The sequence below is a fragment of the Roseobacter sp. N2S genome (genome assembly GCF_031454055.1).
Classification (GTDB): domain Bacteria; phylum Pseudomonadota; class Alphaproteobacteria; order Rhodobacterales; family Rhodobacteraceae; genus Amylibacter.
In genome coordinates this window covers 24,593-37,713 of record NZ_JAVDQB010000011.1, presented here as the reverse complement: position 1 = coordinate 37,713, position 13,121 = coordinate 24,593, and the positions used below count along the sequence as shown (strand labels likewise).

Here is a 13,121-nt window from a genome sequence, read left to right as displayed (position 1 = left end):
ACAAGGCAGCAAGAGGAGACATCGGCGTGAGCGGGAAACTACAAACTTTGGAACGGGGCATCGAAGCCCTGCTGCTGATCGCCCACACCCCCGAGGGCATGAAGGTTTCAGACCTAACCGCACGACTGGGCCTGCACCGCGCCGTTGCCTATCGCATCGTCGCAACGCTGGTCGATATGTCCATGGTCCGCCGATTGGAAGACGGAAGAATCGTGCTTGGCGCGGCGGCCTATCTGCTGGGCGCGCGCACCGCTGACACCGTTCGCGAAATGGCCCGCCCCGTGCTTGAAACACTTGCCGAGCAAACCAGCGCAACCGCGTTTCTGTCACTGGCACAGGGCGACGAATGTGTGGTGTCCTTGACGGCGGAACCCCGCGAGGCGTCAATCAACATCCACTACCGCGTTGGCACCCGCCACCCGATCACCCGTGGTGCTGCGGGCATCGCAATTCTGGCCACCCGCCCCGAAACCCATGACGAATCCGAAGACATCCGCTTCGCCCGCGCCAACGGCTTCAGCCTGACCCGTGGCCAGTTGCACAAAGGCGCCATCGGCCTGTCCAGCGCCGTGGTCTTCCAAAACGCAGCCTTCGCAGGTCTGGAATTTTCCGTAGGGGTTGTGGCGCTCGAAGAACTGGACATCCCCAAAGCCCAAGTCGCCGTTCCCGCAGCCGCAAAAGCCTTGGCCGAAAGCCTGATCTAACCGCATCCCTACCATCAGGGGGCACGCGGCCTAGCTCCCTTTCTGAAGACTGTACACCGAAACCCAAAGCGAACCGGAAACTGTTGCAAGCCAGCGACGGGCACAGGTTTCTGGTTGATTCCGCGCACAACTCTCTGTGAATTGACCCCGAAATAAGGTAGGTGATACCTCTGGCAACTGCAAAGTCTGTGGATAAACTGCGGCGCTTTCAATCTAGTTAAGCGCATAAATCCGCCGTATATTGCAGCTTTCACAAACGTCCAATAAATTTGCATGAAGTCGTTTCTTCGGTATAGTTGAAAAACCATGAAACACACCGCAAAAAACACACAAACCAACCACACCGCAGCCCCGCTCGAAAACACCCGCGCGGCCTATCGGGCGGATTGGGCCCATTACACCAGTTGGTGCCGCCGCTGCGGGGCCACTCCGATTCCACCGGACGCGGGTTTGATCGCACAATATCTTACAAGTTGCGCCGCTCCGCAGGACGGCACACCGGCTTTTGCTGTCAGCACCATTGAACGCCGCCTTGCCGGGCTGCTGTGGCAGTTTGCCCAACGGGGCGTTCCGCTGGATCGAAACGCCAGCGCCTTGGCACCTGTTTTGGCAGACATACGCCGCCAAAACACCCGCCCGCCAAAACAGAAAGCTGCCCTGCAACCCGATGACATTTCAGCAATGGTTGCCACGCTGTCCTACTCTCTGCGGGACTTGCGCGATCGGGCGATTTTGCTGCTCGGGTTTGCGGGCGGTCTACGCCGCTCCGAAATCACGGCCATTGATGTGAACCGCGATGACACCGCCGACGGTAAAGGTTGGTTGACGATCAGCGGGGCACAACTGATCCTGACGTTTCACGAAAAAACCGAACCGCGCAAGATCGAGATTACGCGGGGGCCGACGGATGAGGCCTGCCCCGTTCACGCGGTGGAGCAATGGCTGCGCTATGCCAAGATCAGTTCTGGCCCGCTTTTCCAGCGGGTCACACGGGACAATTTGAAACCCACAGGCGCGCGCCTGTCTGACAAACATGTGGTGCGCCTGATCAAACGCACCGTGCGCGATGGGGGCATTCGAAGTGACCTGCCCGAGGCAGAAAGACTTGCCTTGTTTTCCGGACACAGCTTTCGGGATGGCGCGTCAAACTTGTCTGCCGATGGTTCTTAGATTTCAGTTAAAGTAGAAAATTTTGCGCGGTTGGCCCCGTCGCTTTGACCAAAAAAAGGCTGCATACCGATCCGGTTGCAGCCCATTTTTTAAAAAATTGCCACATGGCAATTTCCAGTTCTTGCCCGGTTCTTGCCCGGTTCTTGCCATGTGGCAATTTTATTTTTGTGCCGCTTCGGCCTCTTCCAAAATCTGCTCAAACACTGCCCGCAAAGCTGTAGCAGACAGATCAGCGTCATACTCCAGAACGACCTTACGACCAGACTTTCGCATCGCCACACGCCCTTTTTCGGACAGACCACCAAACACCCGATCAGGCGTTTTGGGGGATTTTGGTACAGCGACAGAGGCTTTTAATTTATTCAACACTTGCGCGCCGTCCAGCAACACGCCCTGCCCCGCCCGCATTTTGCGCTGATATTCGGTGATCATTGCAGCGGCTTGCAGAATGGTTTTCTGTCCGGCTTCATCCCCCATCAAAGGCTTTAACTGACGCGCATGTAATTCCTTAATATCGCGGATAGAGGCATAGGCCTGGACGATTTCATCAGGCAATTTCGCCAGCTGCAAGTAGCGAGACAACCACCCCTCTGAAACCTCAAGCCGTTGAGCCATCAGTTTTTGTTTGCCCCCATAATACTGGCGAACTGCCGAGACGTAATCCCGTGCCCGCTCGTAATCGGAAATATCTTCCCGGTCGCGGTTTTCAATATCTGCCAGACGAAAGGCTTCTTCATCCGTCAGTTCACGGACCTCAATCAAGTAGCGGAATTGCGGGTAGTTGTGGGCGTTCAGCCAGGACACGGCAAAGTGCCGACGTGCGCCGCAGATGACCTCATATTCTGCGGAATCACCTGCAGGCAGGCGGCGTACGATTGCAGGAAATTCCTGTTGGCCTTGGGACCGGATCCCGTCAATCAAGTCGCGGCAGTTGTCTTCGGTCAGCAAATCATAGGCGCGGTTGTGTTGGTCCCACATACGACAAACGCTGGCGTCGACCCAGCGCAGAGTTTTTTCTTCCCGCTCGCCCGATTCTGACAGGGCGTTGGAGCGTTTTAAAAACCGTGTGCCACCGCGATCTTTGGGATTGGCGTCAGCCTCCCCAAGTCCGCTTAGGACATCGTCAAAAACCGCATCGTGTCGCTTGCTCATAGAATGCCTTCCTTTCGCAGATCGGCGTGATGGCTGGGCCAGGTTTTGCGCACCAGCAGTTCCACTTCGCGGCCCACCGCATCCAGATAGGTGCGGCACCGCTTGTGGGTTTCACTGCGGGTGGCCGCCCCCGTCAGTTCATACACAGTGCTTAGATTGGCCGTGGCGTTGTCGATTTCGGCGCTGTCCTTCAGAATGGATTGTAGCATGTCTTGCGGGAACACCGCATCCATCATCCGCTTGATGGCCTGATGGGCAGATTTGTTGTCATTCATCTTTGTCGTTAAAATCTTAACAAATGAATACTCTCGCGCGCCGCCATGTTCAGCCAGTTCCGCGAGGGTCGAGCCCATCATTTTCAGGAAGTGCGCTGTGGAACCGAAATCAATGTTGTTGGGCGGGGCAGGGATCAGCAATGCATTGGCGGCGCGCAGAACTGACAGTGAAATCATCCCAAGAGCTGGCGGCGGGTCCAGCAGGATAATGTCAAACTGATCGGAAATCGTGGCGATGCCTTCGCGCAGACGATCCAGAATAAAGCCCTGTTCGCGCACCATGCGGGCGGCGAATTCATATTCTGCATCATACAAGCCAAGGTTGGACGGGATCAATGCGATGCCCGGCCAATAAGTTGCACGCAGGGCGTAGTGCAGGGATTTGGGGCCGCCGTGACGGAAGAAAGGGTAAAGCGTGTCTTCGTCTTCTTGCACATCAACATCGGGGTTCAGTCCGAAAATTGAGGTGGTCGAGCCTTGGCTGTCACAGTCAATTACGCAGACGCGATAGCCTTTGAGAGCGAAATATTGCGCGAGGTGGCAGACTACGGTGGATTTTCCCACGCCGCCTTTGAAGTTTTGCACAGCCAACACGGTTGCGGGATCTTCGGGCGCGCGGTGGGGCAGGGTGCCAAACACGCTGCGCATGGTGTTCACTTCGGCCAGAGAATAGCCGGTGCGCCGGTTAGTGACCGGGTCTTTGACAGGATCGGGCAGGCGGCCGTCACCTTCGGCGTCACGGATCAGCTTTTCAGAGCGTCCGACCATTTCTGCGGCGGATCTGACGTTGAAACGGATATCGAGCGATTTTTCTGTGCCTGGTGAAAATACACGGTCGCGCAGGCGGTTTATGACAGTGCTGGCGCGGTTGGACAGGTTGTCTAGCTCGTTTAATGTGATGGGCTGCATCGGGAACCTCTGGTGTTATGATTGGGCGAATCATGGACCCCTTGGGCGATGCCGTAAAGTTGTATTTTTTGCTGAAAGCCCCGAAAAAAGCGGAAATCGCGAATAAATGCTTTGAAGGGCAAATATTGGTAGGGCTTCGCTGAATTATCGAACTTGGCTGTGTAGAATGCCCTGAAACCCGTCAGAAATACCCAAGATGTTTGGTTTGGCGTGAAATAAGAGTCTGGGAGACTCTTAAACCCAATAAAAACAAATTTAAAAACCCTGCTCTATTCTAAATTCTAGATTCATATGTTCATGGAAGGTAACGTATTGTTTTTAAAGGGTAAACTGTTGTTTGGCTTACATAAAGGGTGCTAAAACATACTTTCTGGGACGGTTCGGGATACATATGGGGATGGGTAAACTTACATTTCGGGTGGCCCTTAAAGCTTACGTATCGGGTGCGGTAAAAAGGGCTTAAAACCCCTTGAAAAGAGCCTTATACATCAATCCCTTGCGAATCGTCTGGCGAATCATCCGGGTTCTAAACCTTACATTTTGGGTGCGGCCTCTTTTTATTGACTTCAGCTTGCGCTTGAAAACTTACGTTTGTTGCAATACAAATGTAAGAAAACAATGTAGGCCACGTATGAGCAGTGAGAGCAAAGCATACCGTACTATTGAAGCGCGGCCAAACGCCGAAAGTCTGATCAAACCGGGGGAGTTGGTGGATCTGGTAGAGGTAACGCCGCTGACGCTGGCGGACCGACGGATTTACAATCAGTTGCTGGAAAATGCTTGGGATGCGATCGACAAGCCTGTGACCCATATTATCCCGAAATCCATGCTGCGGGGCACCCATAATTCCAATGACAGGGTCGGGGAATCGCTGGAACGGTTGATGGCGGCGATTGTTAAGATTGAAGTCACCCGTGACGGAGAGCCTGCAATCCAGCGGGTGCAACTGCTGGGAGGTAACGTGGAAACCCTGCGCAGTGACGGGTTGCTGGAATATGAAATCCCCGCGCGGCTGCGCAAGATCATCCATAATTCCAATGTTTTTGCGCGGTTACAGCGCGAAGTTATGTTTGCGCTGACGTCTAAATATTCGCTGACATTGTATGAAATGGTGCAAAAACGGGGGAATTTGCGGTGGAAATCATCAGAGAAATTCTCGCTTGAAGGATTGCGCGGGGTTTTGGGGGTGCCAAAGGGCAAACTGTCCAGTTGGTCAAACCTGAAACTGCGCGCGATTGATCCTTCGGTGGCCGAAGTGAATGCGCTGTCGGATTATATGGTTGAGGTCGTTCCGGTGAAAACCGGACGCTCTGTGACCCATGTGGAATTGCGTTGGTGGCGTAAGGACGGCGAGGCGTCAGGCAAGGCGGAACGGGCCATGTCGTTTTCCAGTGTCGGACGCCGCGCCAAGGCAGAGGGGCGCACGGATGAGATGGCGGCACCAAAATCAACAGAGCTGAAACCGCGTCCTGCCTGGCTGGATAAACGGGGCAGTGCGCTGCGCACAGAAACCTATGAAACCGCGCGGATGCGGTATCCCGGTTATGATATTTACCATATTGAAGGGGAATGGCGGTCTTGGGCCGAGGGGAAAGAGACCCCTGAAAACGCGGATCGCGCGTTTCTGGCATTTTTCCGGAAATTTGCCGAGGCCAATCCGATTTAAACCCGTTACATGAATTTCGCCGTGTAATCGGTTGGTTTACAAAACAATCCCAATAATAAATGCCATGCACCGGTGCAGCAATACTCCGGTGCATGGCCTCCCCGAGGGCTGAGGGCGCATCTGCCTCAATTTGGGGCGAGGCAGATGTTCGGGGAGATGCGGCATCCTTTGGCGGGCTGACTGTTTACCAGACCAAAGGATGCGTGGCGCGGGGTAGGGCGCGGTTATGCGTCCTGTTTTGGAAGATGCCCAAGGGTGACTTCCAACTCTACCTCTGCGCCTTTGCGCAACAGTGTGACGTGTTGTTTGGTTTCAGGGTCTGTGCCTGCCACCACGCGGGGCAGATCGCGCAGGGTGTCGATGGACTGGCCCGCAAAAGACAACACGATGTCGCCCGCTTTGAAGCCTGCTTTTGCGGCAGGGCTGTCAGGCTGGACGGATTCGATCACAGCGCCTTTGGGGGTGTCATAGCCCAGCACGGCGGCGACTTCTTCGCTCATCGGTTTGATTTGCACGCCCAGCCAGCCGCGATCAATGCTGCCGTCATCGGCCAGATCGGCCACCACGGATTTCACCATATCGGCAGGCACCGCAAATCCGATCCCGACAGAGCCGCCATCAGGCGAGAATATCGCCGTATTCATGCCGATCACTTCACCGTCGGAATTAAACAGCGGGCCGCCAGAGTTGCCTTTGTTGATCGCCGCATCGGTCTGGATGTAATTGTCAAACGGGCCGGAATGGATATCGCGGGATTTGGCGGAAATGATCCCTGTGGTGACGGTGCCGCCAAGCCCGAAAGGGTTGCCAACGGCGATGGCTTCATCCCCGACGCGGATGCTGTCAGAGCTGCCGAATTTCACCGCTTGCAGGGATTCGCCTGTGGTGATGCGCAGCAGGGCCACGTCTGTCATCGGGTCGCGGCCCACGACCGTGGCGTCAAAGCTGCGTCCATCGGACAGTTTCACCTTTACCTCGGTTGCGCCGTCCACCACGTGATTGTTGGTGACGATGTCGCCTTCAGCGCTGATGATAAAGCCGGAACCGACGCCCGTTCTGGGGCCGTTTTGTTGGGGGATTTGCATCTGACCGCCAAAGCGTTGCTGGAATTGTTGCAGCATTTGGGATTCAGCGGATGCGGGCATGGCTTTTTCGGTGACTTCGATGAAAACCACGCTGGGGGTAACGGAATCCACCAGATCGGCGTAGCCCCCTGCGGGCACGGCAAAGGCGGCGGATGTGGGCAGGGCGATGGCCCCTGCGGATGCAATTGTAGCCGCCATCAAAGCGGCGGTCAGTTTGCTTTTGGTGCGGTTTGTTAAGGTCGGTGTCATTGGAATCTCTCCGTTTGTCGATGACTATGGAGTGAAGATGGGGCAGGGAGCTAAGGGCGAGTTTGCAGTGGCTATACAAATTTGTAATCTTTCCGGGAATGCATTTCGTCTTAGTGTTGAATGGCAGTAGGGTAGCCCCCTAAGGGCAAGTGCCGCTTTCAGGCTGGCGCGTAAAACATTGGAACATCTGATGAAAATTCTTGTGATCGAAGATGATGCTACCACGGGGGATTATGTGGCCCATGGTCTGCGTGAAGAGGGTCATCTGGTTGATCTGCTGACCAACGGGCGGGCCGGGCTGATACAGGCGAGCACGGCGGATTACGATATTCTGGTGATTGACCGGATGCTGCCAGAGTTGGACGGCCTGTCGATTGTTAAGACTTTGCGGGGTGCGAAAAACCTGACGCCGGTGCTGTTTTTGACCTCGCTTGGGGGGGTGGATGACCGGATTGACGGGCTGAATGCGGGGGCGGATGATTATCTGATCAAGCCTTTTGCCTTTGGTGAATTGTCCGCGCGGGTGGCGGCACTGGCGCGGCGGCCCCAGTTGAAAGAGCAGGAAAATGCCCTGCGGGCGGGGGATTTGACGATGGATTTGATCCGCCGCAAAGTCACACGGGGGGCCGTTGAAATTGATCTGCTGCCCCGTGAATTTGCCCTGTTGGAACATCTGTTGCGGCGCAAGAACCGTGTGCAGACGCGGACCATGTTGCTGGAGGCGGTTTGGGATATCAGCTTTGATCCACAAACAAATGTGGTGGAAACCCATGTCAGCCGGTTGCGGGCCAAGGTGGATAAACCTTTTGACACTGACCTGATTAAAACCGTGCGCGGCGCGGGTTACCGGATTGAGGAATGACGCGGCGCAGCATGGGATACGGCAGTTTGCTGCGGTCTTCGCCGCTGCGGTTGACCGTGGGGTTGGTGGTGCTGTTTGCGCTGGTCAGTTTGATCAGTTTGGGCGCGTCCTATCTGGTGATCCGCGACACGATGGATCAGTCCATGCGGGCGGATTTGACCCAAGAGCTGGCGGGATTTCAGGCGGCCCCCACCGCGCGGGCGGTTGCGCTTTTGGTCAAGGCCGAGGCGGCTGTGACCAGAAGCGAGCGGCGGATTTTAAGTTATAATGCGCCGGACGGGCGGCATTATGGCAACGGCTATCTGGCGCTGACGGGGGACGGATTTCGCATTCTGTCCCTGTCCGAGGATAAGGAACTGTCCGAATGGCCCTATCTGGCGATCAGCCGTCCGTTGCATGGCGGGCAGTTGACCATTGCGATCAGCCGCGAACAGATTGGCGATCTGAGTGAGTTGTTTTTAAACATTCTTTTGCTGAGCGTTTTGCCCACCGTGGCCATTGGTCTGACGGCGGGGTTGATGATTGCGCGCCGGGCGGCGCGGCGGATCGGGGCGATCAGTGACACACTGGACAAGCTGACCGAGGGGGATTTGACCGCGCGGGTGCCCAACCTTTCGGGGCGGGTGGATGATCTTTCGTCCATTGCCACGCAGGTGGACCGGATGGCCCATGCGCAGCAGTCGTCTGTTGCGGCGCTAAAGCAGGTTTCTGCGGATATTGCCCATGATCTGAAAACCCCGATCCAGCGGGTGGCGGTGATGTTGAACCAAGCCCGTGAAATGCCCGATGTACCGCCGCGCCTAGAGGATCTGATGACCCGTGCGGGGCAGGAAACCGACGGGATCGTGGCGACGTTTCAATCCTTGCTGCAAATCGCGCAGATCGAAGGGGGCAGCCCGAAGGCGCGGTTCAAGCCTGTGGATTTAAGCCAGCTTGCCGCCACATTTGTAGAGGTCTACGAGCCTGCGGCAGAGGAATCCGGCCATCGTTTAAGGGTGGCCAGCGCGATGACGGATGGCGCGTTGGTTCAGGGGGAAAAGGGGCTGTTGGGGCAGGTTCTGGCCAATTTGATTGAAAACGCCTTGCGCCACACGCCAGCGGGCACGCCGATTGACGTGTCTGTGGCGCGCAGCGGGGCTGACGTGGTGTTGACGGTGGCGGATCGGGGCGCGGGTATCCCGCCAGAGGAGCGGGAAAACGTATTGCGCCGTTTGTATCGGCTGGAACAAAGCCGCACCACGTCTGGCAGTGGTTTGGGGCTTAGTCTGGTGGCGGTGATCGCTGAATTACATGATGCACGGCTGGAGTTGGATTCAAACGCACCAGGGTTGGTGGTGCGTTTGATTTTTCCCGCAGTCCAAGGGGCAGTCTAAGGGGCGGTTTTATTCCATGAACCAGCCGTGGCTAACCACAAGGGACTGGCCTGTCAGGGCGTTGGTGGGGAAGGCGGCGAACATATGGGCGACCTCGGCCACGTCCTCGACAGTGGTGAATTCCTGATCGACGGTGTTGCCAAGCATGATTTTATTGACCACGTCTTCTTCGGAAATGCCCAGTTCTTTGGCCTGTTCGGGGATTTGTTTTTCCACCAAGGGGGTTTTTACAAAGCCCGGGCAGATCACGTTTGAGCGCACGCCGTGGGCTGCGCCCTCTTTTGCGATCACGCGGGACAGGCCCAGCAACCCGTGTTTGGCGGTGACATAAGCGGATTTCAGCGGCGAGGCCTCTTTGGAGTGGACCGAGCCCATCATGATGATCGACCCAGAGCCCGCTTTATACATGTGGGGCAGGCAGGCCTTGGTGGTCAGGAATGCGCCGTCCAGATGGATCGACAGCATTTTTTTCCACTCGGCGTAGGGGTAGTCTTCCATTTTATGGACGATCTGGATGCCCGCGTTGGATACCAGCACGTCGATTTGCCCCCATGTATCAATGACCTTTGCGATGCCTGCGTTTACTGCGTCTTCGTCGGTGACATCCATGTCGATGCCGATGGCTTCGCCCGGGTATTCTTTGGTCAGTTTGGCGGCGGTTTCTTTGGCCGCGTCAAGGTTCAGATCCGCGATGACGACTTTTGCGCCGTCTGCCATGTAGCGCCGTGCGATGGTTTCGCCGATGCCTCTGGCCGATCCGGTGATAATGCAGACTTTGTCTTTTAATGTCAGGGTCATATCCGTTCCTTTCGGGTCTTATGGTCTTGGGTTATTTGGACTTTTTAACGTCCTGCGCCAGATCGAATATCTTGACCCGATCTGTGTTGGCGTGGCGGGTTTTCCATTCAGGATGGTTCAGGGTTTGGGTCACATCGGCCTGCCCTGCGGCCCAGCGGTCCTGCATGGAATTGCGAGAGAATTCATAATCCTTTGATCCGCTTTCATATTGGGCCTGACGGTAAATCAGATGCACAATTGCGATATCGGGTTCGGTTTCATGGCACAATAGCGCACGGGCGTCGGGATCATCGCGCAGGGCGGCGGGCAGCTTTTCGTACAGGCGTTTTGCGGCCTCGCGGGATTGGTGCAGGCGTTGCATCATTTCGGTGTTGAACCGTGTGCGGCTGGAAAAGCGGATGTCTTTTGTGCGGGCTTCGATATCCCAGACAGTTTCTGGCACTTTGCCCCGCGCGTTGAACAGGTCGATTTGAAAGATGCACAGGGGCGTGTTGTCTTCGGGGTGGTCGAGTACGTATTTCAGCGGGGTGTTGGACACCAAGCCGCCGTCCCAATAAAATTCCCCGTCGATTTCAATGGCGGGAAAGCCCGGCGGCAGGGCGCCGCTGGCCATGATGTGTTCGGGGCGGATGGTTTGGCGGGTATTGTCAAACCATGTCATATTCCCCGTGGCCACATTCACCGCGCCGATGCTGAGGCGGGTTTTGCCCGAATTCAGCAGGTTGAAATCCACCAGATCCAGCAGGGTTTCGCGCAATTCGGATGTGTCATAAAAACTGGCGGCCCCGTCTGCGCCCGGCATCATAAAGGGTGCGGGGGGGAAGCGGGGTTTGAAAAATCCGGGCGCCCCTGTGATGGCGGTGGCCGCAGCGCTGATGTTGTTAAAAACCGCATGGGCGGTGTTGAACTGCAAGGGCGTCAGGTAGGCGGTGTTTTCGGTGATCCGTGTCCAGAATTCGCGCAGACGTTCGACGCCGATTTCAGGCGGATTGCCTGCGATAATTGCCCCGTTGATTGCGCCGATGGAAATGCCAGCGACCCAATCGGGGTGATAGCCCTGCTGGTCGAGAATTTGCACCGCGCCGCCTTGATACGACCCAAGTGCGCCGCCGCCTTGCAGCACAAGAACCGTGCGTTCGGGGGTGTGGGGTTTTGATTTTTTCGGTTTTGGGGTTTTTGGTTTTGAGGTTTGGGGGGCAGGCTTTTTAAGGTCTGTTGAGGGTGTCTTGCTCATGGGTATGTGCCTTCTTTCCTTACAGAACAGATAAGTCAGATCGGCGCGATGGTTAAGGTGGGTTACGCCATTGTGATCAGTCCGGTGTGATCGGTCAGGTCACAATGCGCCCTGTTTCAGGTTTTTGCAGCCATAAAAGCCAGCCGCAGGTCGGTTTTTAGCACCTTGCCATAGCTGTTCTTGGGCAGTTCGGTCAGGATTTCATAGCGTTTGGGTTTTTTGAACGATGCGATCTGGCGTTTGCACCAGTCATCTAGGGTGGCTGTTTCGCAGGTTTTTCCGTTGTGAAACACCACGCAGGCCACGACGATTTCGCCCCAGTCGGGGTCTGGGGTGCCTATGACGGAAACCTCGAACACATCGGGGTGGGTGAGCAGGGCCTCTTCGACCTCGCGCGGGTAGATGTTGGTGCCGCCTGAAATAATCACGTCTTTGGAGCGGTCGGTCAGGGTTAAAAACCCGTCTGCGTCAAGGGTGCCCAGATCGCCGGTTTTTAACCAGCCGTTGACTATGGTGTCGGACGTGGCTTTGGGGTTGTCCCAATAGCCTGCCATGACGCTGTCGCCGCGCAGGATGATTTCGCCGACTTCGCCCAAAGGCACATCGTTCATTTGGGTATCAACCGTGCGCAGGGTGACGCAGGATTGGGCAAACCCGACAGAGCCGCGGCGGGCGTCCGCGTTGGGGTGGCTGGTGTCGGCCACCAGATCGCGGGGCAGGGCGGTGATGGTCATCGGGCTTTCGCCCTGACCGTAGATTTGCACGAATTTCGGGCCGAATACTGACAGGGCGGTTTTGATATCGGCCAGATACATCGGACCGCCGCCATAGATGATCGTGCGGATGCCGCTGCCGTCATAGCCTGCGGTTTTGGAGTATTCCACCAGCCGTTTGATCATGGTGGGGGCGGCGAAAAACACCAGATTGCCCAAGGATTGGCCGAGTTTGGCGATTTCCTGGGGATCGAACCCTTTGGATGCGGGGATCACATGGCAGGCCCCTGCGCGCACGAATTGAAAGTTGTACAGCCCCGCGCCGTGGGACATTGGCGCGGCATAAAGCGAGGTGTCGCTGGCGTGGACGCTATCCACATCAAGCGCATAGCAACTGGCCATCATGCGGATGTTTTTATGGGTGATGACAACGCCTTTGGGCCGCCCTGTGGTGCCTGATGTGTAAAACAGCCAAGCGGGGTCATCGTCTGACAGGGGCAGGGGCTGAGTGTATGCGTTGTGGGACAGAGTGGTTAATTCTGCGGATCGGATGCCGATTTCAGGGCAGGGCAGCGAGATGGTTTCAGGGTCTGAAAACACGTGGCCTGTGTCTGTGATCACCAGATCAGCCTTGGCGTTGGTGATGATCCAAGCGGCTTCTTGGGGGTGTAGTTTGTGGTTGATGGGCACGATGACCGCGCCGATCCACAACACCCCGTACAGGATTTCCAGATATTCGGCGCAGTTTTTGGCGAACAGGGCGACGCGGTCGCCTTGGGTGATGCCGTGGGTCTGCGCCAGATGCTGGCCTATGGCACAGCTTTGCTTTGCAAAGGTGCCATAGGTTGCGTGTAAATCCTCGCCCAAACGAATTGCGGGTTGGTCGGGCCTTATGCGCGACGTTTGGTGCAGCCAATGGGCGAGGTTCATG

Annotated in this window: 11 protein-coding genes; 5 read left to right on the top strand and 6 right to left on the bottom strand. The window is 56.3% G+C overall.

Annotated features, from left to right (window positions below; all coding sequences use genetic code 11):
• Positions 1-26 precede the first annotated feature (26 nt).
• Both GGE09_RS19460 and GGE09_RS19455 read left to right on the top strand, forming a co-directional pair.
• Entirely contained in the window at positions 27-704 is a 678-nt protein-coding gene (locus tag GGE09_RS19460) for a helix-turn-helix domain-containing protein (RefSeq protein WP_309747859.1), read from the top strand.
• 306 nt (positions 705-1,010) lie between these two features.
• On the top strand, positions 1,011-1,874 hold the full coding sequence (locus GGE09_RS19455; protein WP_309747858.1) for a tyrosine-type recombinase/integrase: 864 nt from the start codon (positions 1,011-1,013) through the stop codon (positions 1,872-1,874).
• 159 nt (positions 1,875-2,033) lie between these two features.
• Here GGE09_RS19455 and GGE09_RS19450 read toward each other — a convergent pair whose 3' ends face one another.
• Positions 2,034-3,026, bottom strand: a complete 993-nt coding sequence (locus GGE09_RS19450; protein WP_309747857.1) for a ParB/RepB/Spo0J family partition protein — start codon at positions 3,024-3,026, stop codon at positions 2,034-2,036.
• On the bottom strand, positions 3,023-4,210 hold the full coding sequence (locus GGE09_RS19445; protein WP_309747856.1) for an AAA family ATPase: 1,188 nt from the start codon (positions 4,208-4,210) through the stop codon (positions 3,023-3,025). Before GGE09_RS19445 ends, GGE09_RS19450 begins: the two co-directional genes overlap by 4 nt.
• A gap of 631 nt (positions 4,211-4,841) precedes the next feature.
• On the opposite strand from GGE09_RS19445, the gene GGE09_RS19440 reads away from it, so the two are divergent.
• Positions 4,842-5,876 carry a RepB family plasmid replication initiator protein gene (locus GGE09_RS19440; protein ID WP_309747855.1) on the top strand — a complete coding sequence of 345 codons (1,035 nt, stop codon included), beginning with the start codon at positions 4,842-4,844 and terminating at the stop codon, positions 5,874-5,876.
• A gap of 224 nt (positions 5,877-6,100) precedes the next feature.
• Here GGE09_RS19440 and GGE09_RS19435 read toward each other — a convergent pair whose 3' ends face one another.
• Positions 6,101-7,210: a Do family serine endopeptidase gene (locus GGE09_RS19435; protein ID WP_309747854.1), complete on the bottom strand. Its 1,110-nt coding sequence runs from the start codon at positions 7,208-7,210 to the stop codon at positions 6,101-6,103.
• A gap of 190 nt (positions 7,211-7,400) precedes the next feature.
• On the opposite strand from GGE09_RS19435, the gene GGE09_RS19430 reads away from it, so the two are divergent.
• Entirely contained in the window at positions 7,401-8,072 is a 672-nt protein-coding gene (locus GGE09_RS19430) for a response regulator transcription factor (protein ID WP_309747853.1), read from the top strand.
• Entirely contained in the window at positions 8,069-9,445 is a 1,377-nt protein-coding gene (locus GGE09_RS19425; protein ID WP_309747852.1) for a HAMP domain-containing sensor histidine kinase, read from the top strand. The genes GGE09_RS19430 and GGE09_RS19425 overlap by 4 nt, the downstream gene beginning before the upstream one ends.
• Before the next feature lie 9 nt (positions 9,446-9,454).
• Here GGE09_RS19425 and GGE09_RS19420 read toward each other — a convergent pair whose 3' ends face one another.
• The 3 genes from GGE09_RS19420 to GGE09_RS19410 all read right to left on the bottom strand — a co-directional run bounded on the left by GGE09_RS19420 (position 9,455) and on the right by GGE09_RS19410 (position 13,120).
• Complete coding sequence (locus GGE09_RS19420) at positions 9,455-10,243, bottom strand: 3-hydroxybutyrate dehydrogenase (RefSeq protein ID WP_309747850.1); 789 nt, start codon at positions 10,241-10,243, stop codon at positions 9,455-9,457.
• Positions 10,244-10,274: 31 nt separating this feature from the next.
• Complete coding sequence (locus GGE09_RS19415) at positions 10,275-11,477, bottom strand: patatin-like phospholipase family protein (RefSeq protein ID WP_309747849.1); 1,203 nt, start codon at positions 11,475-11,477, stop codon at positions 10,275-10,277.
• 116 nt (positions 11,478-11,593) lie between these two features.
• Entirely contained in the window at positions 11,594-13,120 is a 1,527-nt protein-coding gene (locus GGE09_RS19410; RefSeq protein ID WP_309747848.1) for an AMP-binding protein, read from the bottom strand.
• Between the last annotated feature and the right edge of the window lies 1 nt (position 13,121).

Bases quoted from the DNA above. Each gene is read 5' to 3' on its own strand.
- GGE09_RS19455 (WP_309747858.1), top strand. From the start codon at position 1,011: ATGAAACACACCGCAAAAAACACACAAACCAACCACACCGCAGCCCCG.
- GGE09_RS19415 (WP_309747849.1), bottom strand. From the start codon at position 11,477: ATGAGCAAGACACCCTCAACAGACCTTAAAAAGCCTGCCCCCCAAACC.
- GGE09_RS19425 (WP_309747852.1), top strand. From the start codon at position 8,069: ATGACGCGGCGCAGCATGGGATACGGCAGTTTGCTGCGGTCTTCGCCG.
- GGE09_RS19435 (WP_309747854.1), bottom strand. From the start codon at position 7,210: ATGACACCGACCTTAACAAACCGCACCAAAAGCAAACTGACCGCCGCT.
- GGE09_RS19410 (WP_309747848.1), bottom strand. From the start codon at position 13,120: ATGAACCTCGCCCATTGGCTGCACCAAACGTCGCGCATAAGGCCCGAC.
- GGE09_RS19450 (WP_309747857.1), bottom strand. From the start codon at position 3,026: ATGAGCAAGCGACACGATGCGGTTTTTGACGATGTCCTAAGCGGACTT.
- GGE09_RS19430 (WP_309747853.1), top strand. From the start codon at position 7,401: ATGAAAATTCTTGTGATCGAAGATGATGCTACCACGGGGGATTATGTG.
- GGE09_RS19445 (WP_309747856.1), bottom strand. From the start codon at position 4,210: ATGCAGCCCATCACATTAAACGAGCTAGACAACCTGTCCAACCGCGCC.
- GGE09_RS19440 (WP_309747855.1), top strand. From the start codon at position 4,842: ATGAGCAGTGAGAGCAAAGCATACCGTACTATTGAAGCGCGGCCAAAC.
- GGE09_RS19420 (WP_309747850.1), bottom strand. From the start codon at position 10,243: ATGACCCTGACATTAAAAGACAAAGTCTGCATTATCACCGGATCGGCC.